Here is a 22713-nt window from a genome sequence, read left to right as displayed (position 1 = left end):
TTTTTATAAGAAAAGCGACTGCGCCGTACTGCGGCACGGGTACGGTTAAAATCGTGTCAGAAGAGAAAAAAGACGTTGCTCAGCCAGTCGCAGCAATGGTATAAATACGAAGCTCACGACCACAGGCTATCCTGTGGTCTTTTCATTTTTCGCAGAAGGAGCAAGCATGATCAGCGCATCAAACGTCACCCTGTCCTATGGCAAGAGGGTTCTGTTCAAAGACGTAAACATAAAGTTCACCCCGGGCAACTGCTACGGCCTGATCGGGGCCAACGGCGCCGGCAAGTCGACCTTCCTCAAGATCCTTTCCGGGGAAATCGATCCTGACAAGGGGGAGATCTCGGTCGGCAAAGGGAGGGTCGCGGTCCTCAAGCAGGACCAGTTCGCCTACGACGAGCACACCGTCTTCAACACGGTGATCATGGGGCACAAGAAGCTCTACGAGGTGATGGCTGAGCGCGAGGCCATCTACTCCAAACCCGAGTTCAGCGAGGAGGACGGCATCCGTTCCGCCGAACTGGAGGCGGAGTTCGCCGAGATGAACGGCTACGAAGCCGAGAGCGAGGCGGCGGTGCTCCTGAACGGCCTGGGGATACCGGAGGAGCTGCGCGGCAAGCTGATGAAGGAACTGGAAGCGGGCGAGAAGGTGCGCGTGCTCCTGGCACAGGCCCTCTTCGGCAATCCGGACGTGCTCCTTTTGGACGAGCCGACCAACCACCTGGACCTGAAATCGATCGCCTGGCTGGAGGATTTCCTGTACCGCTTCCAGAACACCGTGATCGTGGTTTCCCACGACCGCCACTTTCTGAACCAGGTCTGCACCCACATAGCCGACATTGACTTCAGCCGCATCCAGGTCTACGTCGGCAACTACGACTTCTGGTACCAGGCAAGCCAGCTGAACCTGAAGCAGCGCCAGGACGAGAACCGCAAGGTCCAGGACAAGGCCGCCGAGTTGAAGGAGTTCATCCAGCGCTTCTCCTCCAACGCATCGAAGGCGAAGCAGGCGACCTCCAGGAAGAAACTCCTCGAGAAGCTCACCATCGAGGACATGCCGGTCTCTTCCCGCAAGTACCCGTGGGTGGTGTTCAAACCGGAGCGCCCCTGCGGCGACATCATTCTCGAGGTGAAAGGCCTCTCAAAGGCGGTGGACGGCGTGCAGGTGTTCAAGGACCTGGACCTGATCGTGAGAAAGGGCGACAAGATCGCCTTTGTCGGGAGCAGCTCACTGGCGAAGACCACCCTGTTCCAGATCCTCGCCGGCGAAGTGGAGCCGGACGAGGGGACCTTCCGCTGGGGCGTGACCATCACCAGCGCCTATTTCCCGAAGGAGAACGGCGACTATTTCAAGAGTGACCTGAACCTCATCGAGTGGCTCGGGCAGTACTCCCCCCCCACCGAGGGAGAGAGCTTCGCACGCGGCTTTTTGGGGAGGATGCTCTTCTCAGGCGACGAGGCGACCAAGAAGACCAGCGTCCTCTCCGGTGGCGAGCGGGTGCGTTGCATGCTCTCCAGGATGATGCTGACCGGCGCCAACGCCCTCATCCTGGACGAACCCACCAACCACCTGGACCTGGAGTCGATCACCGCCCTGAACAACGGGCTCATCTCCTACACCGAGGTGGTGCTCTTCGCCTCCCACGACCACGAGTTCGTCTCCACCGTGGCCAACAGGATCATCGAGATCACGCCGGGCGGCATCATCGACCGCGACATGAACTTCGACGATTACCTCGAGGACGCCGACGTCATCGCCGAGCGCGATAGACTCTGCAACGGTCACGCGGAGTTGAGCCTGTAACAGGGATAAAAGGGATAAGGAAAGAGGTAAAGGGGGCTCCGGTAAACGGAGCCCCCTTTTTTGTGTTGTGTGCGCCAAGATCTTCCCCACTCCCCCCTCCCCCTCCGGGGGGAGGGGCATAGGACGCGGAGTGTTCTGTCTGGCTCCCCTCGCCCTCCGGGAGAGGGGCAGGGGTGAGGGCGCTGCAGTATGCGAGATCTCCCTTCGTGGCATGGCCCTCACCCGCCCTGCGGGCACCCTCCCCCGGAGGGGGAGGGCTAAGGGGGAAATATCTAGGCGCCGATCTTCAGGAAGTTGCGGACCCCGGTGAAGACGATCTGGGCGGCGAGCGCCGCGACGAAGAGGCCGGTCAGCTTGCTCAGGATGGTGATCCCCTTCTTACCGACGATATGCTCGATGAAGGAGGCGCACACCAGCAGGATGCCGACGCAGAGGACCGCCATGGCGAGGGCGGCGAGACCTACGATGACCTGCCAGTTGTGCTGCACCTCGGCGCCCATGACCAGCAGCGCACCGGTCGTCCCGGGGCCGACCGTGACGGGGATCGCCAAGGGCACCACCGAGATGGCGCCGCGCTTTTCGCTGGGAGGCGCGCTGTCATCGCCGTGCACCATGTGCACCGCCGAGAGGAAGAGGAGGCTCCCCGCCCCGATCCTGAAGGAGTCGAGCGTGATCCCGAACAGGGAGAACAGGGTGTTGCCGAAGGAGTACAGGACGAAGCAGGCAACCAGGACCGCGAGGGTCACCCTGAGGGCGGTGGCGCGCCGCTCACGGGCGGTGAGCTCGGGGGTCATGGCCAGGAAGGTGGAGAGTACGAAGAAGGGGGTGAGCAGGAAGAAGAACCTGATCCACACGGTGAAGAAAAAATCCGAATAAGCTTCCATCCTGTAACTAACTCTCCTTTATTACGGACTCCGCCGTGGTAGTGGAAGCAGTCGGCAGGGCCAAAGTGGTAGGGGCGAATAATTATTCGCCCCTACAGACACCCGCACGCCTGCCCCCACCAAGGGGAGGTCCGCTATTGCGCTATCTTCAGCACGATCTTGCCGAAGTGCTTGTCTTCTTCCATCATCCGGTGCGCCTCGACCACCTGGTCGATGGGGAACACCTTCTCGATGATCGGCACGATGGTGCGGTCCGCAAACTTGGGCATGGCGCGACGCACGAACTCGGCCGCGATCTCCCCCTTCTCGGAGACCGGACGGGAGCGGAGCACGCTGCCGATGATCTGCTGGCGCTTGACCATCATGAGCGCAAGGTTCAGCTCCGCCTTGATGCCGGAGATGACGCCGATGACGACCAGCCTCCCCTTGTACCCCAGGGAGTTCATGTTGGGGGCCAGGTACTTGGCACCGACGTGGTCGAGGATCACGTCCACCCCCTTCTTGTTGGTGAACTCCTTGACCGCCTCACTGAAGTCAGGGGTCTCGCGGAAGTTGATCACCAGGTCCGCGCCCAGCTCCTTGACTCGTTCGAGCTTCTCCGGGGATGCGGTCACGATCAGCTTCGCGTTGGGCACCAGGGCCTTGCAAAGCTGGATCGCCGCGGTGTTCACCCCCCCGCCGCCGCCATGCAGGATCGCGGTCTGGCCATCCTCGAGCCCGCCGATCATGAACACGTTGAGAAACGCGGTGATGTAGGACTCGCAGATGCAGGCCGCCTCCTCGAAGCTGACCGTCTCCGGGATCGGCATCAGGTGGTTGGCGTAGGCCACGGCGTACTCGGCATAACCGCCGCCCCCTACCAGAGACACCACGCGGTCGCCCACTTTCCAGCCGGTGACACCGGCCCCCAGCTCCTCGACGACGCCGGCCACCTCGAGCCCCAGGATCTCGGAGTCGCCGGGCGGGGGGGGATATTTCCCCTCACGCTGCACCAGGTCGGGGCGGTTGATCGAGGTGGCGTGAACCTTGATCAGCACCTCGTTTTCCTTGGGGGCAGGTCTGTCCACCTCGCCCACCTTGAGCACCTCGACGCCGCCGAAACCTTCCATCAGTACCGCTTTCATGGCCTTCCTCCTGTATCGATTGAATTCATGGCAGCCGAGTCACTCGGCCACGATAGTGTATACGGCGCACACTATCTCAAAAATGTGCGCCCTTTATCAATGGAATTTTCTCAGGAGGAGGAAAAAGTCAGCGGAATTTTATGGCAGTCCCCCGGGCGGTAATCTCGCTCTTGGGGAAGAAGATGTAGGTGTCCATCTCCACTTTGACTTCGGGCAGGATCACGGCATCGGCTCCGATCTTCGCCGCCTCGGCACGCAGGGCGTCGTTGGCCCAGCTGTAATCGGCAGGGGTGAGGTCCTCCTTGTCGCCGTAGCGCACGCGGTGCACCTCGATGGTCCCCACCTTCTTGTAGGGGCGCAGCAGTTCGTCCTGTGCCAGTACGGGCGGGGCATCGCGTCTGATGGCCAGCTTGGTGCAGCCGAGGGCGGACAGCATGAGGCAAAGCAGCAAAAACAGAGGCGAGAAGTGTTTAAGCGTGCGGTAGAACAGGTCCATGATCTCTCCCTGACGGAGTTGAATCCCCGCTTCATGCGGGTGCAGCCACACAGTTTAACTGCCATTTTCCCACTTTACAACACTCTTTTGGCCGTGCTAGTATTTCGCGTTTCATTCACAAACTGATCGGAAAGGAAGCGGATCATGTCAGGTCATAATAAATGGAGTACCATCAAGCACAAGAAAGGCGCCGCGGATGCCAAACGCGGCAAGATATTCACCAAGCTGATCAAGGAAATCACCGTTGCCGCGAAGCTCGGCGGTGGCGACCCCGATGGGAACCCGCGCCTGAGAACTGCTATCGATAAGGCAAAAGGCGAGAACATGCCCAAGGACAACGTCGAGCGCGCCATCAAGAAGGGCGTCGGCGGGATGGAAGGCGTGACCTACGAGGAGACCACCTACGAAGGGTACGGTCCGGGCGGCACCGCGGTGCTGGTGGAGGTCATGACCGACAACCGCAACCGCACCGTTTCCGATGTCAGGAGCACCTTCTCCAAGTGCAACGGCAACATGGGCGAGACCGGCTGCGTTTCCTGGCTCTTCGACAAGAAGGGGCTCCTGGTGTACCCGAAGAGCACCGACTTCGACAAACTCTTCGAAGCCGCCATCGAGGCCGGCGCCGACGACGTCGTGGATGAAGAAGAGCAGTACGAAGTGCTGACCGACCCGACCGCGTTCCACCAGGTGAAGACCGCGCTCGAAGCGGCAGGGTTCAAACCGGAGTCCGCGGAGATCACCATGATCCCGCAGACCATGGTCAAACTGGAAGGGAAGAACGCCGAGAACATGCTGAAGCTCATGGACCGTCTCGAGGACAACGACGACGTCCAGAACGTCTACGCCAACTTCGACATCTCCGCCGAGGACATGGAAAAGATGATGTAGCAAAAGCAGGTTGTTTGTGGTACTAAGAGCGCGGGCACTCCCCGCGCTTTTTTTATTGAATCAAACCACTGGCCACGGAGAAAATCTGAGGATATCTGAGAAAGGCAAAGTCTTGAGAAACAAACTAAAACATCTTTAGAGCCTTTTGCTTTTGGGTTTCTTCGAAGTTCTCAGATTTTCTCCGTGGCTAATGGTTTTAAGGTTTTGACATGATCATTCTCGGCATAGACCCCGGCTCCCGCAAGACAGGCTACGGCCTCATCTCCAAGCAGGGAAACCGCCTGGTCCACATCGACAACGGCGCCATCTTCACCCAGAGCGCAAAAGACTTCCCGCAACGTCTGGAGAAGATCTTCACCGGCCTCTCCGCGATCATCGCCGAGTACCAGCCGGAAGTGGTGGCGGTCGAGGACGTCTTTTTGGCCAAGAACGCGATGAGCGCCCTCAAACTGGGGCAGGCGCGCGGAGCCGCCATCGTCGCTGCCGTCAACGTGGGGCTCCCCGTCCACGAGTACACCGCAATGCAAGTGAAGCAGGCGGTGGTCGGCACCGGACGCGCCGAAAAGACCCAGGTGCAGCAGATGATCAAGGCGCTCTTGAACCTCCCCGAGGTGGCCCAGGAAGACGCCTCCGATGCCCTGGCCGTCGCCATCTGCCACGCCCACTCCGCCGGCATAGGTAGCTTATTGAAAAGCCTCAGGTAGGGAACCGGCGGCGGGCCGTGCGTCCGGCAACGTCCCGTTGTCCATTAACCATCGTCAATTGTCACTTGAAGCAAGAGGTTTAGATGATCGCCCTTCTCACCGGCAAGATCGCGCACAAGGCCCCCGACTACGTCATCCTGGACGTGAACGGCGTGGGCTACCAGGTCTTCATCCCCTTCTCCACCTACTACGCCCTTCCCGCCGAAGGGAGCACGACGACCCTGCAGGTCCACACCTCCGTGAAGGAGGACGCCATCAACCTGTACGGCTTCCGCACCCAGCAGGAAAAGGAGCTGTTCCAGCTGCTGATCGGCGTCTCCGGGGTCGGTCCCAAGCTTGCCAACAGCATCCTCTCCAACAGCGAGCCGGCGGAGCTCTCCGAGTCGCTGGTGAGCGGCAACATCGCCAGGCTTTCCGCCATTCCGGGTATCGGCAAGAAAACCGCCGAGCGCCTGGTGCTGGAACTCAAGGAGAAGATGATGAAGCTGGGAATGACACACGCTGCCACGGGGGTTGCTGCCGCGCCGGCCAAGCCGGAGATACGCGAGGATATCCTGTCCGCGTTGATCAACCTGGGCTACAAGGAGAATGTAGTACAAAAAGCACTGGCAGAGCTCAAATTTCCCGAGGATGCCACCGTTGAGTCGCTTCTTAAGCAGGCACTCAAGAAATTGATGAAATAAAATGGAGCCGGAGCATGAAAAACCGCTCCGGCTCTGACAATTGCAGTTCCTCCCGTCCTCACTCTCATCTCCGTCACCAACTCAAAGTTCTCCCCTCAAATGTTTCCAGCCACGACCTTCACTGTAAACACTGATGCTCATTGATTGTAGAAAGCCACGAGATATACTAGCCGAGTATTGATCCAATCCGAGGTTTTGAGTCTCGATCAAGGAAAGGAGAATCCATGCGCGCAGCAATAACGGCGACAGCAGTATTCTTGATGGTCCTGGCAATTCCACTGACAGCTGTTTGTGCCCCCAGCAAACAGCGAAGCGGTACCGTGACCTTCGCCATAACGGTGACCTCACCCCAGGAAGCTCAAGATGTGAAGATGTGGTTCCCCTACCCCACCTCAGACCTAAACCAAAAGATCGACAACCTGCAGTTTAACGGCAACTATTCCACCTTCACCCTGTCCAGGGAACCACAAAGCGGCGCGCTCTACCTCTACACCCAATGGCGCGGGCCTCAAAAAGAGCGTCGCCTGACGGTGACCTTCGAAGCCACGGCCAAGGAGCGCAAGGTGACCAGGCTCGAGGAGAAAGCTGTCCCCATCCCGCCCGAGGTGACCAAATACGTGCAATCCGAGTTCTGGATACCCTCGAATGACAAGAAGGTGAAGGCGCTCGCGCGCCAGATCACCAAGGGCAAGAAGGGGATCCTGCCCAAGGCGCGGGCGGTGTACGACTGGGTGGTCGACAACACCCGGCGCGACCCCAACGTGCCGGGTTGCGGCGTTGGAAACGTGCAGGCCACCCTGGCAGCCCGCAGCGGCAAATGCGCCGACCTCAGCACGCTGTACGTGGCGCTGGCCCGCGCCGCCGGCGTGCCGGCCCGCGAGGTCTTCGGGCTGAGGCTGGGGCGGCCGGGGCAGACGGACATCACCGACGGGCACCACTGCTGGGCCGAATTCTACCTCCCCGGCACGGGCTGGGTCCCGGTGGACCCGGCCGACGTCACCAAGGCCGTGTTGGCGAAGAAACTGGACAAGGCGGGTGCCAAGCCCTACCGCGAGTACTACTTCGGCGCCGTGGATGAGTTCCGCATCGTGCTGCAAAAAGGGGGGCGGGGCATCGTCTTCAGCGAGGGTAACAAGGAAACGGTCAACTACTTCATGTACCCCTACGCCGAGGTGGACGGCCACGCACTCGACTACTGCCGCCCGGCCAGCTTCGCCTATACGGTCACCTTCCGTGAACGCTGACACCGTTTTTTTGGGGGACGGCCGCCGCCGTCCCCTTCCCCCGCTGCACCGCTGTGAAGAAATCGCCCCTGCGTCCCCGGAGTGGCGCACCAGGAGTTCCATGCATGCGCCTTAGCCTCAACATCTCAATCAACCTCATCCTGCTTGCCGTCATTCTCGCCTTGGGAAGCACCATAGGCGCCTTCTTCATTTCCCAGCAAAAGCTCGACCTGCACGAGGACCTGGAGCACCGGGTAAACCTGCTCGGCCAGCAGGTAACCAGCGAGGTGTACCCCGCACTGGCGCAAGGGGAGATCCATCACCTGGGGCGGATCCTGGAAGCCGCCACCGTCGATCGGGATGTGGCCTTCGTCATGGTCAAGTCTCTGGACGGTGAGGTGATAGCGGCGCGCTGGATGAGCAGTGTGACAGGCGGGGTCAAGGAGTACCACTTCCCGGTACGGGCCCAGTCCCACGAGACCTTCGCCCGCAGCGAGCTGGCGTTCGGAACGGTGACCTCAGTGGCGAACGGCGGAGAGATCGCGACGGTTGCCGTCGGCGTCGACCTGGAACCGATCAGAAAAGCTGAACGTGCTTTGGTGATCAGGACCGTCCTTGCGGTGATCCTCGGCTCGTTCATCGCACTTCTTTTGGGGCTGGCCATCGTGCGCAGGCTGCTTAACCGCTCCATCACTCCCCTGCTCAATGGCATCCGCGAGATCAGTTCCGGAGACTTTTCCAGCCGGGTGCAGCCCGATCCGCACCGGGAGATCGCGGAGATCGGTGCGGCCTTCAACGAGATGGCGGAACGCTTTTCCACGACCCTCATCTTCAAACACGAACTGGAGGAGACGGTGGCCAAGCGCACGGCCCAACTGCAGCAGGCCCTGGATGACCAGATCCGGGTGCGCGAGGCGCTGGCCGAACGGGAGGAGCACATCCGGCTCTTGTTCAACTCCACCGCGGAAGCGATCTTCGCCGTCAGCCGCGAGGGGACCTGCACCTTCTGCAACCCCGCCTGCGTGAGACTCCTTGGCTACGAACACCCCGAAGAGATCGTCGGCAGCCGGATGCACCAGTTCCTGGGGCACGCGGCCTCCGATGGAAGCGCGCTGGAGGAAGCCGACTGCCCCATCTGCCGGATGCTCAACGACGGCCGCGGCAGCCACACCGTCAACGAGACCTTTCGCAAAAAGGATGGCACCGCCATCCCCGTAGAATACTGGTCCCACCCAATCCAGCGTGACGGGGAGCTGGTCGGCGGCGTGGTCACCTTCCTGGACATCTCCCAGCGCGCCATGCTCGAGAGGCAACTGCTCCAGGCACAGAAGCTCGAGGGGATCGGGGTACTGGCGGGGGGAATCGCCCACGACTTCAACAACCTGCTTACCGCCATCATCGGCGGTGCGGAGATTGCCCTTAACGACATCGCGCCGGGATCGAAGGGGGCGAAGGCTATCCACGGGGTGATGGACGCCGCCACCCGTGCCGCCGATCTCACCCGGCAAATCCTCGCCTTCAGCCGTAAGCAGGTCCTCTCCATCAAGGAGCTGAACCTCAACGACGAGGTGCTTTCTCAGACCAAGATGCTGAGGCGCCTGATCAGCGAGGACATCAAGTTCCAGGTAAAGCTGACCCCCGAGGAGCTCTGCATAAAAGCGGACGCAGGGCAACTGCAGCAGGTCCTGCTCAACCTGGCTGTCAACGCCCGAGATGCCATGTCTCCCGGAGGTACTCTCACCATAGAAACGGGAGCCGTGATGCTGCAGCGCTCGGACCGCTGGCTTGAGGAGGGGATGCCTCCGGGGCGCTACGCCGTGATCTCCGTGAGCGACACCGGTATGGGGATGGATGAGGACACCAAGTCCCGCATCTTCGAGCCCTTCTTCACCACCAAGGGGCCCGGCGAGGGGACCGGTCTCGGTCTCTCCACGGTTCACGGCGTCGTCAAGCAGCACCAGGGGAGCATCTCCGTGTACAGCGAACCGGGCAAGGGAACCACCTTCCGCATCTACTTGCCCCGCGTCGAGAGGATCGAGGCGGCCCAGGCGGCGCCCGAGGCGGCACCGATACCGCGCGGGAAGGGGAAAATCCTGGTGGTCGAGGACGAAAAGGCGGTGCGCGACTTCCTGGAAAGTGCGCTGCAGGATAACGGTTACAGCGTGACCAGCGTTGGGAGCGGACCAGAGGCGATAGAGGCATGCGCCGGCACCACCTTCGACCTCATGGTGTCCGACGTGGTCATGCCGGGAATGAGCGGGCCGCAGCTGTACCAGGCCATAAGGGAACGGCAGCCAAAGCTCAGGGTGATGTTCATCTCAGGCTACCCGGCGAAGTCGGTCTCCCTCCAGGACATCCTCGAATGGGATGCTCCCTTCCTCGCCAAACCCTTCTCCGCGAGCACCCTGCTTGCCAAGACCCACGAGCTGATGCAGTCCACTGCGCCAGCCGGGCATGCCCCTTGACCTTTACCTTCAACTGTTATAATTTGGCTCCCTGCATTCGGGCGGCTCAAGCCGCCGGCAAGGAGAGGTATGACCCGTTTTATCAGCGCCGAGAGATCCGAAGACGACCTCCTTGAGGCATCGCTGCGCCCCCGGGCGCTGGCGGACTACGTGGGACAGGAAAAGGCCAAGGGTAACCTCGGGCTCTTTATCGACGCCGCGCGCGGCAGGGGAGAGGCGCTGGACCACGTGTTGCTGTACGGCCCCCCCGGACTTGGAAAGACCACCCTGGCCAACATCATCGCCTGCGAGATGGGGGTGAACATCAAGTCCACCTCGGGGCCGGTGATCGAGCGCCCGGGCGACCTGGCCGCCATCCTGACCAACCTGGAACCGCACGACGTCCTCTTCATCGACGAGATCCACCGTCTCTCCCACGTGGTGGAGGAGATCCTCTACCCCGCCATGGAGGACTTCCAGCTCGACATCATCATCGGCCAGGGACCGAGCGCGCGCACCATCAAGCTCGACCTCCCCAAGTTCACTCTGGTGGGCGCCACCACCCGCGCAGGCCTCCTCTCCTCACCCCTTAGGGACCGCTTCGGCGTGATCTCGCGGCTCGAGTTCTACACCCACGACGAACTCGCCTTCATCATCACCCGCTCCGCGCGCATCTTCGGGATGGAGATCGCGCCCGACGGCGCCCTGGAACTCGCGCGCAGAAGCCGCGGCACCCCAAGGATTGCCAACCGTCTGCTGCGTCGCGTGCGCGACTTCGCCCAGGTGCGCGCCGACGGCGTGATCACCCGCGCAGTGGCGGACCAGGCGCTGGCGCTCCTCGAGATCGACGACATGGGGTTCGACACCATGGACCGCGCCATCCTTTTGACCATCATCGACAAGTTCGGGGGGGGACCGGTGGGGCTGGACACCATCGCGGCGGCCATCAGCGAGGAGAGCGACACCATCGAGGACGTCTACGAGCCCTTCCTGATCCAGAACGGTTTCTTGAACCGCACCCCGCGTGGACGCGTCGCCACCGCCGCCGCCTACCACCACTTCGGCAGGGTCGCTCCGGAGCCGCCTCAGGGAAGACTGTTTTAGGGGTTCTATGCAGCTTATCTTCGATTTCCCGGTAGTGCCGCGCTTTTGCTTCGAGAACTTCGTGGTCTGCGGCGGCAACAAGACCGCCTATCAATTCGCGCAGAGGATCGCCAGCGGCAGCGACGCCGAGAACCTCCTCTACATCTACGGCCCCGAAGGCTCCGGCAAGACCCACCTATTGACCGCCCTCTCCAGCACCATCGACGGCAGGTATTTCTCCTTCCGCGACGCCGATGCCCTTTACGGCAAGAGCTACGGCAGCGAAGGCCCCTCGCGTCTTGCCGAGCACTTCGCCGGCGCCAAGGCCCTCATCCTCGACGACCTGGACCTGCTGCCGGATCGCCAGGAGCTGAGGGTCGAGCTTTGGGAGCTGTTCAACGCCTTCTACAGTTCGGGGAGAAAGATCGCCATATCGGGCCTTACTCCCCCGAAGGAGCTGCCGCATCTGGACGGGCACCTGACCAGCCGTCTGCTGTGGGGATTGGTGGCGCGCATGGACGTTTCGGACGACGAGTCCAGGCGCATGATCCTGAAGAAGCTCGCCGAAGACCGGCAGATGACCCTGCCCGACGAAGTGATCGACGAGATGCTTTTGAAGGCGCGGCGCGACATCCCGTCGCTCGTCTACGCGCTTGAGACCATCAACCGCACCGCCATCGCCACCAAGCGGAAGGTGAGCCTCAGGCTGGCCAAGGAAATATTCAAAAGCAATTGACGAGGGGGACTGGCTCCGCCAGGTGCCAGTCCCCTTAACGGTACCGCAAAGCGAAAAGCAAAGGCTTCTGAGAGAGCGTCTCCAGAAGCCTTTGCCGTATCAACAACGATTGCTCGCCATCACCGGTTTTGGTTCAATTTTAGATTGTTGATCGTCAATGGATCAACCGCCCTTCTTCGTCTCCAGCTCCTCCCACCGCCCGTAGGCCGAGGCGAGTTCGGCCTCGAGCCTGCCGTAATCGGCGGTAATGGCGGCGACGCCCCCCTCGACCGTGTCGTAGCGGGAGGGATCCCCCAACAGTTCCTGCACCCCGGCGAAATCCTGCTCCAGCACCTCGATGCTCCCCTCCAGCTTTTCCAGTTCGATCCGCTCGGCGTAGGTGAGCCCCTTCTTGGGCTTCTCCACCTTGACCGCCTGGGCCTCCTTCTTCTCGACCCGCTGCGCGGTTGCCGCCACCCGGTCCGCCTCCTTGCGCTCCCGGTAGTTGCTGTAATTCCCCTCGTAGAAGACCACCTCACCATCCCCCTCGAAGGCCAATATCGCGGTGGCCACCTTGTCCAGGAAGAAGCGGTCGTGGGTCACCATGAGGACGCAGCCGGGAAAGGCGGAGATGGAGGCATCCAAAAGCTGCAGGGTCGGGATATCCAGGTCGTTGGTCGGCTCGTCCAGCACCAGCAGGTTGGAATCCTGCAGCATGAGTCTCGCCAGGATCAGCCGGCTCTTCTCGCCGCCGGAGAGGCTCCCCACCGGCCGCCTGCGATCCTCGCCCGAAAACAGGAAGTCCTCCAGGTAGCCGATCTTGTGCCTTTTCTCGCCGTTGGCGGTGGTCACGTAGTCACCCTCGCCGAAGAAGTCGTAGATGGTCTGGTTCGGATCGAGCACCTCGCGCAGCTGGTCGAAGTAGGAGATCTTGGTCTTCTTGCCGACCACGACCTTCCCCTGGTCGGGCTCCTCCTCCCCCATGATCATCCGGATCAGGGTGGTCTTGCCGCAGCCGTTGGGACCGATCACGCCGATCCGGTCGCCGCGCTTCATGCCGAAGCTGAGCCGGTTCACCAGTGTCCTCTCGCCGTACCCTTTGACGACGCCGTCCAGTTCAAGGATGGTCCCGCCCAACCCCTCCTCGGTGTTGAAGCCGATCTTGAGGTCGCGGCGCGCCGGGCCGGAGACGCTTTCTTCGAGCGCGTGGTAGCGGTCGATCCTCGCCTTCTGCTTGGTGGATCGCGCCGGCGGGCCGCGCCGAATCCAGTCGGTCTCGGTGCGCAGCAGGTTCAAAAGGCGCGAGCGGCGGCTCGCCTCGTTCATGAGCCGCTCTTCTCTCAAGGTGAGGTAGGTGGAGTATCCACCCTGGTAGGAGACGAGGGCGCCGCGCTCGAGCTCCAGCATCCGGGTCACCACCTGGTCCAGGAAGTAGCGGTCGTGGGTGATCAGCATGACCGCACCCGGGTAGGCCTTCAGGTGCTCCTGGAGCCACTGCGTGGTGTCGGCGTCCAGGTGGTTGGTCGGCTCGTCCAGGAGCAGCAGCTCGGGCGCCTGCAAAAGGAGCTTGGCCAGGGCGACCCGGCGCTTGGTGCCGCCGGAAAGCGTGCCTATCACCTGGTTCGGATCGGGAAGCTGCAGATGGGTCATCATCTCCAGCACGCGGTGGTCGGTGTTCCAGCCGCCGTGGTGCTCGATCCAGACCGTGAGTTCCCCCTGGCGGGCGAGCAGGCGGTCCATGTCGGGTGGGTTCCCCGCCATTTTCTCGGAGAGCTCGTTGAAGCTCGCCATGGCGGCACGGATGGCGGTGAGGCCGCTCTCGATCTCGGCGGCGACTGTGGCCGCGTCATCGAGCACCGGCTCCTGGCTCAGATAGCCGACCGACGCCCCTCGTTTCATGGCGATGGAACCGCCGTCGCGGTCCTCGGCACCGGCGAGAATGGTGAGGAGCGTCGACTTGCCGGCACCGTTGGCGCCGATCAGCCCTACCCGCTCGTCCTCTCCCACGGCGAAGGTGACGCCGTCCATCAAGACGCGGGAGCCGAAGCTCTTGGAAAGTCCGGTGATATCAACAACGTTCATAAAATCTCCAACAAGTCTCTCTAGTAGGCGGTGATCTTACGCCACAGGCGTCCACAATCCCCTCTCCCTTCGGGCACCCTCTCCCACAGGGAGAGGGGACCAGCGGAAGATTCGTCCGTAATGTGGCTAGAATTTCAAAAAGTCGGCGAGCTTGCCGAAGATGGCTGCCGGGCGGTACTTCTTGGGGATGGCGTAGGTGCCGCTCTTTTTGACCGGGATGGTCATCTGCCCCACCGGGGTCTCCAGGTCGAGCCCCGCCGCCAGCTGGTAGGGGATCTTGTCCGGGTCCGGCCTGCGCTTGAAGATCTCCAAGAGGTCGGAATAGGTGATGCGGATCGGTATGCGAACGTCGGTCTCCTCGTTGGCGGGGAAGTTGATCTCCTCCCGCGCCCCCCCCTTGGCCAGGGGCAGCGCCATGATCCTGATGTCATAGCTGTACCCCTGCAGCTTCACGTCGAAGCTGTTGGTGTTCTGCACACTGAGGTACAGTTCCATCCCTGCGCCGGTCGGGTCCACCGACACAACGTTGAGATCCTGCACGGTCACCAGCGGGGCGTTGACCAGTTTGCTGCACCCGGAAAGAAGGACGACAAGTAACAAAAGGCAGGCGATTTTCCTCACAACTCTCTCCTGAAAAAATATGTCCCGCAAAACAAAGCGGGCGGGTCCCCGAAAGAACCCGCCCACTATAGCACAACCTCAACTCAAACAGCAAAAGGACTATCCGTTGACCGCCACCTGCTGCATCAGCATGCCCCTTTGCATTTCCCGCAGTATCTCGGTCCTGAAGCGCTTGCGGATCTTGTCATAGGCCCTCGCCGCCGGCCCGGTGCCGCAGTAGAGCCTCTTGGCGCGGGCCATGTTGCCCCGGGCCATGTCCAGCTTCTCGTAGAGCTCCTTCACGGCCGCCTCCGCGCACTTCTCGTCGTCCCACATCTCCTGCGGGGTGTAGCCGTGGCTTTCCGCCCGCTCCGGCATCAACTGCCAGACCCCCAGGGCACCCTTGGTGGATACCGCTCTCGATGAGAGCTTGTGACCGCCTGTTTCCGCCAGGGCTATCTCAGCCAGGTCCAGCGGTGTGAATTTCGTTCCCTCCGTCTTTTCGTAGCAGATTTCCGCGAGCCACTTGGCCCGGGCCGGTGTGGTCCGGCGGGCGAACGTGGCGTAGATGGCGGGAACCAGTTTCTTCCTCCCGTCAAGTTCTGCCGCCTTGGGCAGATCCATCTGCACAGCCGGGGGCGCAGCGGGGGATTTCTCTCCCTGCTTCTCGCTCCCCTCCGCCCAGGTGAGCAGCGCCCGGTCCGACTCCGACACCGAGGGAGTCACCGGGACCTGCGCCTGCTGCAGGTGGGACTGGTCGCACGATGCCGTCATCATGAGCACCGCGACCAGCAGTGCAAGTTTTCTTTTCATAGATCGCTGTTGAATGGCTTTTGCCGGCTTTAGGTAGAGATACTAAATGTCGGTAGTGAAGCCCGCGCCAATCATCTCCTTTCATTAGAATCGCATTGGCTCGTCGCCAATCTGAGGTCCTGTTAGTGTAATCAAATCCGACTGCATTGCAACTGTTACATTAATTTTATGCAATCATGCCGAATAAAAAGGGAGCCCCGCCCAGCGGACCTCCCCCACTAAAGCCTCGAATTTTCTATATTAAAGCTGCACCCCCATAACATCGGCCACGGTATGGATGTCCTTATCGCCCCTGCCCGACAGACAGACGACGATGCTCTCATTGGCGGAAAGTGTCGGAGCCAGACGCAGTGCATGGGCGACTGCGTGGGAAGACTCCAGGGCGGGGATGATCCCCTCCTCGCGGGTCAGCACCTGGAAGGCGTCCAGGGCCTCGTCATCGGTGACGGAGACGTAGCTGGCCCGTCCAATCTCCTTCAGGTACGAGTGTTCCGGTCCCACGCCCGGGTAGTCCAATCCGGCCGAAATGGAATGGGCGTGGGCGATCTGACCGAACTCGTCCTGCAGGAGATACGTTTTGTTGCCGTGCAGTACCCCGACGCTGCCGGCGGACAGAGGCGCCGCGTGCCTGCCGCTGTCGATGCCGTAGCCGGCCGCTTCGACGCCGATCATCTGCACCGATTCATCTTTAACGAAGGGATGGAAGAGCCCGATGGCGTTGCTTCCTCCCCCGACCGCGGCGACCAGGTAGTCGGGAAGCCTCCCTTCGGCTTCCAGGTGCTGCGCCCTCGCCTCCTGGCCGATGATGGCCTGGAAGTCGCGCACCATGACCGGGTAGGGATGGGGGCCGGCGACGGTGCCGATTATGTAGAAGGTGTCATCCACGTGGGTCACCCACTGGCGCATCGCCTCGTTCATGGCGTCCTTCAGGGTCGCGGTGCCGGAACTGACCGGGGTGACCTTGGCGCCGAGAAGCTTCATCCTGAAAACGTTCAGGGACTGGCGACGGATGTCCTCCACGCCCATGAACACCTCGCACTCCATGCCGAAGAGCGCCGCGACGGTCGCCGTCGCCACACCGTGCTGACCGGCGCCGGTCTCGGCGATCACCTTCTTCTTCCCCATCCGCTTGGCGAGCAGGCCCTGGCCGATGGTGTTGTTCACCTTGTGCGCGCCGGTGTGGTTCAGGTCCTCGCGCTTCAGATAGATCTTCGCGCCCCCCATTTTCCGGCTCAGTTTCTCGGCGAAGTAGAGCGGGTTGGGACGGCCGACATACTGGCGCAGGTAGTAGGCGTACTCCTCCTGGAACCCCTTTTCGTTGCGAAAATGGTGGTAGGCTTGCTCGAGTTCGAGCAGCGCCGGCATGAGCGTTTCCGAGACGTATCTGCCGCCGAAACGTCCGAAGTGTCCACTGTTGTCAGGCGTATCCAAAGTTGCCTCCGGTAGGTGTATGAGGGAAGCATTATAGACTATTTGTCGATAAATTGCAAGCTTACAGAGCCACCCCCCCGGACAACCCCCCGCCGTTACACACTTTTAGCCGTTTATCTTTGCCTTATTTTCTGCTTTGAGCTACAAATATCACCTGTTCCGGAAGCTCATTTTCGGGCACGAAATCGGCCTCATTCTGTGCCATTTTTTTCTCTGACAGAGGTCTTTTTTTGCTCCTGAAAAGTAACCGTCACGAGGTAACCGATGTCCTTGCAGCAACCCTTTCACATAGTGCTGGTCGAGCCCGAGATTCCGCCTAACACCGGAAACATCGCGAGGCTCTGCGGGGCCACCGGTACCGTCCTGCACCTGGTCGGCAAGCTCGGCTTCTCCACCGACGACCGCTACCTGAAACGCGCCGGGCTCGACTACTGGAGCGAAGTCGACATCCGCTACTGGGACGACCTGGAGGCCCTGCGAGGGGCGTTCCCCCAGGGGCGTTTCATCTACACCAGCAAGAAGGCGCCCAAAAGCTACCTGGAGTTGGGCTTTCGTCCCGGCGACTTCATCGTTTTCGGGAAGGAAACCAAGGGACTCCCGGAGGAGCTCATCGAAGCGAACCCGGAGACCACTGTGCGGATCCCGATCATCGGCAAGGTGCGCAGCTTGAACCTCTCCACCTCAGCCGGCATCGTGCTGTACGAGGCGCTACGCCAGACCGGCGCGCTGGAGGGGGCGTAGGCGAGGAAGCGAAGGGAGCCTTGGCAATCTCTCCTTGATGCCACTCTCTCTTGGCCCGAGCCCCCGTTCCCCCTCCCGCAAGGGGAGGGGGAATCACGATAAAGGAGAACGCATGTTCAAAAAGAGAAGCGACGCAGGTTACCGGCAGGTGCTGCCGGGAATCCGGCAGAAGACCTTGGTGCACGGGGATAAGACGCTGATGGTGGAGTTCCTGCTGGACAAAGGGGCCCTGCTGCCGCTGCACAGCCACCCCCACGAACAGACCGGGTACCTGGTGAGCGGACGGATCCGGCTCGACATCGGCGGAAACAAGGAAGAAATACTGGCTGGGGACAGCTGGTGCATCGCAGGAGGCGCCGAGCACAACGCCGAGATTCTCGAGGATTCCGTTGCCATCGAGGTCTTCTCTCCGGTGCGTGAGGAGTACCTTCCTGAGCCTTAAGGCTCAGCTGAACTGGTAGATCACGAGGGCGAAACTGACCGCCGTAACCGCGAACGCGATCAGGGCCAAGAGGCCGTCGCGCGAGATCAGGGCCAGCCCGAACGCAGTCAGCGCGAGCCCGGCGCCGTGTGCCGAGAAGGGGACCAGTTCCATGACCGGCATGACGACCGCTATGGCCGCGCAAGCGAATGAGATGAGGTAGATGCTCCCCCCCCTGATCAACGCCGGTAGACGTGGGCGCATCACCCGGTCGATGAAGCGCGCCACGGGGCGCAGCCATCTGACCGCCTTATGCACCTTTTCCTGAGCCAACGAGCGTCGCAGCAACCACTTCGGCAGCCAGAAATGGTCCCTGCGGAAAAACAGCTGCCCCGCGATCAGCAGGATCAGGACCCCGGTGGCGGTGGGCACGCCGGGCATGCCGCTCAGCGGGGAAGCGGCGATCACCCCCACCATGAGCAGCAGCGGCCCGAAGGATCGGTTCCCCACCGATTCCACTATTTTCCCCAAAGAAACGCGCCCTACTTCGTCAGCGGAGTCTCCGATCCGGTCGAGCATCTCCTGAAGGGTGGTGATCTCTCGCGCCATCTTGCCCCTCTTTGGTGCCGCCGCAAGCAATACCGACACCCTTGCCGCAACACCCACGAAGATTACATTGGCATATCTTAATGTCAAGAAGGCTTCCAGCTCCACCGAGCTGAGCCAAAAAACGTATACATATCAGACAAATATAATGTATCCCCCGCCTTGACTGGGACAGATGCCTCGTTATATTCAAGCTGCACATTTTCACATAACGAGGAGGAAGAGATGTCGACCAGGGATAACCTTGCCGAGGCGTTTGCCGGAGAGAGTCAAGCCAACCGTAAGTACCTCGCCTTTGCCAAGAAGGCCGAAGCGGAGGGGCTGCCGCAGGTGGCGAAACTGTTTCGCGCCGCGGCACACGCCGAAACGGTGCATGCCCACGCGCACCTGCGCGCCATGGACGGGATCAAGAGCACCGTCGACAACCTGAAGGAGGCCATCGAGGGAGAAGGCTTCGAGTTCCAGAAGATGTACCCGCCGTTCCTCGAGCAGGCGAAGCAGGAGGGACACCGCGCCGCCGAGACTTCCTTCAAGTTCGCCCTGGCAGTGGAAGAGGTACATCACGACCTGTACCAGCAGGCCCTGGCGGCGGTACAAAACGGCGTCGACCTCGCCGACCGCCCCGTCTACGTCTGCGAAGTCTGCGGCAACACGGTCTACGACGAGGCGCCCGACAAGTGCGCCGTCTGCCTGGTGCCGAAAGAGAAGTTCACCAGGATCGCCTGACATGAAAAGGGCGCCGCCGAAATCGGCGGCGCCCTTCCTTTTATCAGATCTCAACGCAAAGACGCAGAGGCGCAAAGAAAACGTGGGGCATGGGAAAACTTCGTCCTTCGCCTTTCTTTGCGCCTTCGCGCCTTTGCGTGAAAAGCCCGGGGACTTACGGGTTTCTTATGCTGACCCGTCCCGGCGTCGCCCAGTCGTTGTGCCCCCCCTCGATCTCCCGGAACGTCGCGGCTGGCCGGCTTTCCGCCAGGGTCTTCGCGAACTTCATCGGAATCACCTCGTCGCGGGTGATGCCGAAGATCTCCACCCTCCCCCGATACCCCTTGAGCGCCTCGATATTGTCCCAATCGTCGGAGAGGAGCAGGCGCACCGGCAGGAACGGGTAGTGGTACTGACCCACCCGGTGCAGCTTGTCAAATGGCGCCACCAAGACGATCTTGTCCGGCTGCGGAACCATGGCGGCCAGGGAGCAGGCGGGGCCGCTGCCAAGGGACTCCCCCACGACACAGACCGGCGTTGCCGGAAACTGCTGCCGCAGCAGCAGGTACCCCTGCTGGGCAGCCCTGTTCAGCGTCTCCTTCGAAGGGGTCCCGGGGCGTCGGCCGTACCCCGGGTACTCCAGGATATAGACGCTGTCGTCGCCGGCAAACGAGGGGAGCGCGTAGGCGCGATCGCTGGCCTGCCCGCCGTTGCCGTGCAGCATGAGCCAGACGTTCTTCGGCGCGGGGACGGTCCGAGCGAAGCCGATCAGTTCCCCCTGGGCGCGCCAGTTTTCCAACCCGTTGCTGCGGTCATGGTGGGTCGGGAAATAGAGCAGCCGTCGCTGCCAGGCTGCAGCACTCAGCAAGAGAGCCACCAGGCAGACCAGCAACAAAAGGCAAAGCCGTGCCATGACATCCCCCCCTAGCCCCGCGGCAGGGTGAAGTAGACGGTCGCCCCCTGGTCCACGACGCCGTTTGCCCAGACCGTGCCGCCGTGGCGCTCTACGATGCGTTTCACCGTGGCGAGCCCAATGCCGGTCCCCTCGAACTCGGAGCCGTGCAGCCGTTGGAATGCCCCGAACAGCTTGTCCTGGTATGCCATGTCGAACCCCACGCCGTTGTCCTTGATGAAAAAGGCTTCGTCGCCGTCATGCAGGCGGCGCCCGAATTCGATCATGGCCCGCTCCCGGATGCTCGAATACTTCCAGGCGTTGCCGACAAGGTTCTCCAGCATCAGCTCCAGAAGCAGCCGGTCACCCTCGACCTTCAAGCCGGGCTCGATCAGGAAATCGACCCGCCGCGCCGGATCGGCATCCTGCAGCTTACACCCGATGCCGAAGGCGAGCTCGCTCAGGCTCACCTCGACCCGCCTCAGCTCCGAGCGCCCGATGCGCGACAGCTCCAGCAGGTCGTCGATCAGGTCCCCCATCCTTTTGCTGGAGGTGCGTATCCGCTCCAGGTACCCCCGCGCCTCGGGTACCAGGGCGGGGCCGAACTCCTCGAGCAGAATCGATCCGTAACTGTTGATGTGCCGCAAAGGACCGCGCAGGTCGTGGGATACGGAGTAGCTGAATGCCTCCTGCTCCCGCATGGCCGCTTCCAGCCGCGCCGTCCGCTCCAACACCCGCCGCTCGAGCTCCTCGTTCAAAAGTCGCAGTTCCTCCGCCATGCGTCGGCTCTGCGTGACGTCACGCCCGATGCCGAACAGCCCGACGACCTCTCCCTGATTGTTGTGCAGAGGGCCCTTGATCACTTCCAAAACCAGGGAGTCGCCATTGCCTTTTTTCAACTCCCGCTCCATCGTCAGCGCCTGGTTGCCGTTCAACACCTCGTGGTCCCCCTGCATGACCGCGAGCGCCACCTCTGGGGGGAACACCGCATGGTCATCCATCCCAAGCACCTGCTCGAGTCTCCTTCCGGTCATGTAACAGGCCCCCGCGTTGAAAAGGAGGTAGCGTCCGCTGATGTCCTTGACCCAGACCGCGTCGGTCGTCCCATCTATCACCGAGTTGAGCAGCTCCTGATTTTGCAGCAGCGCCCCTTCCACCGCGGTGCGTTCCACGACGGCGCGCTGCAGCTCTTCGTTCAGGGCAACCAGCCGGTTCTGCTCGGTTTCGTGGCCTCTCAGCAGGGTCCGAAGCATCACTGCGCAACACAAGGCAGTCACTGCAAATCCGACCATGTTGTCAGCGATGCGGTCCTGCTCGGAGTGAAACGGCGTGACCCATTCGGGGAACAGCAACTCAAGCACCATGAGGGCGACGGCATCCACGAGCGTCAGCAACGAAGGCAGCCAACGCGCACGTCCCCTGAAGAAGATGGGGAGGTACATCAAGAGGCAGAAAAAATAGCAAGGGAGGCTCCCCTCCGAAGCGCCGTTGGGAAACCAGATAAGGTTCAGCAGGGCCATGAACATGAAGAAGAGCGTCGTCGTGTGATAGCGCTCCCGGGTGGACTCGATCAAAAGCAGCAGTGCGAGCCCACCAAAGACGGCGACGCAGACGTTGACGTAGGCGGGGAGGTGCTGCAGGTAGTTGGTCGGAATGACGACAAAAAACGAGGCGGCGGCGGCTGTCAGGCACAGCAGCACGAAGAGGTGTTGCTCCATGGTGGAGCCCCCCCTTTTCCATATGCAGGACTTGAACCTCGCGACGAGAGATCGCATCTCGCTCATGTGTTACCTCGTACGCTGCCGGACTGCAGCGGAAAACGCGAGCGCTAAAAATAACACATTAGCCGAGACTGATAAACACTTTTTTCGTCGCCGCCGCAACTAGAGTGAAGACTCCGCGGGAAGACATGGGCAGTGCACTGGATGGATAGTATGGCAGGGTTTGCGTGATGACTGTTGACGCGGTGCGTCCGAGGGAGTTACCGACCTCTTGGGCCATCACCGTTTCCGTCTCAGCGCCCCCTGAACCCGGTCACCTTGCGGTAGATGACCAGTTGTGCGGTGATGTCGACCAAAAGGACGGCTGTGGTGAAATACAAAAGCCACGTCGTGCGGTCGAAGTAGGCCAGGCAGTTGAAGAACATGTACAGGGCCACCACGAAGGACAACAGCCGGCGGATGCCCCTCGCCGATACCTCCCCCTCCTCTGCATCACTCCCCACCAGCGCGGCCAGCGCCGGTGCGGCGTGGTACCCGATGGTGGCATCGATGAAGGTCAGAAATATGTTGGCCACGAAGGCGCAGGTCAGCAGATCCATATCAACTCCCCTCGGCTGAAGCCGGATGCCGCCAGAAAGTAAGACAAATCGGGGCCG

The 22713-nt window shown here is 61.5% G+C and carries 22 protein-coding genes; 11 read left to right on the top strand and 11 right to left on the bottom strand.

Translation table 11 applies throughout. The features are described 5' to 3' along the window. Nucleotides 1-166: 166 nt before the first annotated feature. Entirely contained in the window at nt 167-1801 is a 1635-nt protein-coding gene (locus tag KP003_RS03800; RefSeq protein WP_216498542.1) for an ABC-F family ATP-binding cassette domain-containing protein, read from the top strand. Between the two features lie 272 nt (nt 1802-2073). On the opposite strand, the gene KP003_RS03795 is transcribed toward KP003_RS03800, so the two are convergent. From KP003_RS03795 to KP003_RS03785, 3 genes are all read right to left on the bottom strand, one after another. Next, complete coding sequence (locus KP003_RS03795; protein WP_216790631.1) at nt 2074-2685, bottom strand: MarC family protein; 612 nt, start codon at nt 2683-2685, stop codon at nt 2074-2076. Between the two features lie 134 nt (nt 2686-2819). After that, nucleotides 2820-3809, bottom strand: a complete 990-nt coding sequence (locus tag KP003_RS03790; protein ID WP_216498544.1) for an NAD(P)H-quinone oxidoreductase — start codon at nt 3807-3809, stop codon at nt 2820-2822. A 127-nt stretch (nt 3810-3936) separates the two neighbouring features. Next, nucleotides 3937-4305: a hypothetical protein gene (locus tag KP003_RS03785; RefSeq protein WP_216498545.1), complete on the bottom strand. Its 369-nt coding sequence runs from the start codon at nt 4303-4305 to the stop codon at nt 3937-3939. A 144-nt stretch (nt 4306-4449) separates the two neighbouring features. On the opposite strand from KP003_RS03785, the gene KP003_RS03780 reads away from it, so the two are divergent. The 7 genes from KP003_RS03780 (at nt 4450) to KP003_RS03750 (ending at nt 12066) form a co-directional block, all read left to right on the top strand. Further along, entirely contained in the window at nt 4450-5193 is a 744-nt protein-coding gene (locus KP003_RS03780; protein ID WP_216498546.1) for a YebC/PmpR family DNA-binding transcriptional regulator, read from the top strand. Between the two features lie 209 nt (nt 5194-5402). Further along, nucleotides 5403-5897, top strand: a complete 495-nt coding sequence (gene ruvC, locus KP003_RS03775) for a crossover junction endodeoxyribonuclease RuvC (protein WP_216498547.1) — start codon at nt 5403-5405, stop codon at nt 5895-5897. 83 nt (nt 5898-5980) lie between these two features. After that, a complete protein-coding gene (ruvA, locus tag KP003_RS03770; protein ID WP_216790629.1) occupies nt 5981-6580 on the top strand; it encodes a Holliday junction branch migration protein RuvA in 600 nt (199 codons plus the stop codon). 371 nt (nt 6581-6951) lie between these two features. After that, nucleotides 6952-7824 (top strand): transglutaminase-like domain-containing protein, encoded by an 873-nt coding sequence (locus KP003_RS03765; RefSeq protein WP_236026848.1) that lies wholly within the window; start codon nt 6952-6954, stop codon nt 7822-7824. A 104-nt stretch (nt 7825-7928) separates the two neighbouring features. Further along, nucleotides 7929-10268, top strand: coding sequence for a hybrid sensor histidine kinase/response regulator (locus KP003_RS03760; RefSeq protein ID WP_217300385.1), 2340 nt, complete (start codon nt 7929-7931; stop codon nt 10266-10268). Between the two features lie 69 nt (nt 10269-10337). Beyond that, on the top strand, nt 10338-11351 hold the full coding sequence (ruvB, locus tag KP003_RS03755; RefSeq protein WP_216498551.1) for a Holliday junction branch migration DNA helicase RuvB: 1014 nt from the start codon (nt 10338-10340) through the stop codon (nt 11349-11351). 7 nt (nt 11352-11358) lie between these two features. Then, nucleotides 11359-12066: a DnaA/Hda family protein gene (locus KP003_RS03750; protein WP_217300384.1), complete on the top strand. Its 708-nt coding sequence runs from the start codon at nt 11359-11361 to the stop codon at nt 12064-12066. Nucleotides 12067-12228: 162 nt separating this feature from the next. Here the strand turns inward: KP003_RS03750 and KP003_RS03745 are convergent, their stop codons facing one another. From KP003_RS03745 to trpB, 4 genes are all read right to left on the bottom strand, one after another. Beyond that, entirely contained in the window at nt 12229-14127 is a 1899-nt protein-coding gene (locus tag KP003_RS03745; protein ID WP_216790621.1) for an ABC-F family ATP-binding cassette domain-containing protein, read from the bottom strand. Nucleotides 14128-14253: 126 nt separating this feature from the next. Then, entirely contained in the window at nt 14254-14748 is a 495-nt protein-coding gene (locus KP003_RS03740; RefSeq protein WP_216498554.1) for an LEA/WHy family protein, read from the bottom strand. Nucleotides 14749-14847: 99 nt separating this feature from the next. Next, nucleotides 14848-15540, bottom strand: coding sequence for a lytic transglycosylase domain-containing protein (locus tag KP003_RS03735; protein WP_216790618.1), 693 nt, complete (start codon nt 15538-15540; stop codon nt 14848-14850). A gap of 240 nt (nt 15541-15780) precedes the next feature. Further along, complete coding sequence (trpB, locus tag KP003_RS03730) at nt 15781-16971, bottom strand: tryptophan synthase subunit beta (protein ID WP_216498556.1); 1191 nt, start codon at nt 16969-16971, stop codon at nt 15781-15783. 264 nt (nt 16972-17235) lie between these two features. On the opposite strand from trpB, the gene KP003_RS03725 reads away from it, so the two are divergent. Both KP003_RS03725 and KP003_RS03720 read left to right on the top strand, forming a co-directional pair. Then, entirely contained in the window at nt 17236-17712 is a 477-nt protein-coding gene (locus KP003_RS03725; protein ID WP_216790615.1) for a tRNA (cytidine(34)-2'-O)-methyltransferase, read from the top strand. Between the two features lie 112 nt (nt 17713-17824). Further along, a complete protein-coding gene (locus KP003_RS03720) occupies nt 17825-18154 on the top strand; it encodes a cupin domain-containing protein (RefSeq protein WP_216790613.1) in 330 nt (109 codons plus the stop codon). Between the two features lie 3 nt (nt 18155-18157). Here KP003_RS03720 and KP003_RS03715 read toward each other — a convergent pair whose 3' ends face one another. After that, nucleotides 18158-18742: an exopolysaccharide biosynthesis protein gene (locus KP003_RS03715; RefSeq protein WP_216790612.1), complete on the bottom strand. Its 585-nt coding sequence runs from the start codon at nt 18740-18742 to the stop codon at nt 18158-18160. 222 nt (nt 18743-18964) lie between these two features. Between KP003_RS03715 and KP003_RS03710 the strand changes: the two genes are divergently transcribed. Beyond that, nucleotides 18965-19465 (top strand): rubrerythrin family protein, encoded by a 501-nt coding sequence (locus tag KP003_RS03710; protein ID WP_216498560.1) that lies wholly within the window; start codon nt 18965-18967, stop codon nt 19463-19465. 154 nt (nt 19466-19619) lie between these two features. On the opposite strand, the gene KP003_RS03705 is transcribed toward KP003_RS03710, so the two are convergent. From KP003_RS03705 to KP003_RS03695, 3 genes are all read right to left on the bottom strand, one after another. Beyond that, nucleotides 19620-20357, bottom strand: a complete 738-nt coding sequence (locus tag KP003_RS03705) for an alpha/beta hydrolase (RefSeq protein ID WP_217300383.1) — start codon at nt 20355-20357, stop codon at nt 19620-19622. Nucleotides 20358-20368: 11 nt separating this feature from the next. Beyond that, on the bottom strand, nt 20369-22120 hold the full coding sequence (locus KP003_RS03700) for a sensor histidine kinase (RefSeq protein ID WP_239027608.1): 1752 nt from the start codon (nt 22118-22120) through the stop codon (nt 20369-20371). A gap of 230 nt (nt 22121-22350) precedes the next feature. Beyond that, a complete protein-coding gene (locus tag KP003_RS03695; protein WP_216498562.1) occupies nt 22351-22656 on the bottom strand; it encodes a hypothetical protein in 306 nt (101 codons plus the stop codon). Nucleotides 22657-22713 lie beyond the last annotated feature (57 nt).

Source organism: Geomonas diazotrophica (assembly GCF_019063885.1).
Lineage (GTDB): Bacteria > Desulfobacterota > Desulfuromonadia > Geobacterales > Geobacteraceae > Geomonas > Geomonas diazotrophica.
The sequence above is the reverse complement of the archived record's forward strand: the minus strand, read 5'-3'. Positions and strand labels throughout refer to the sequence as shown.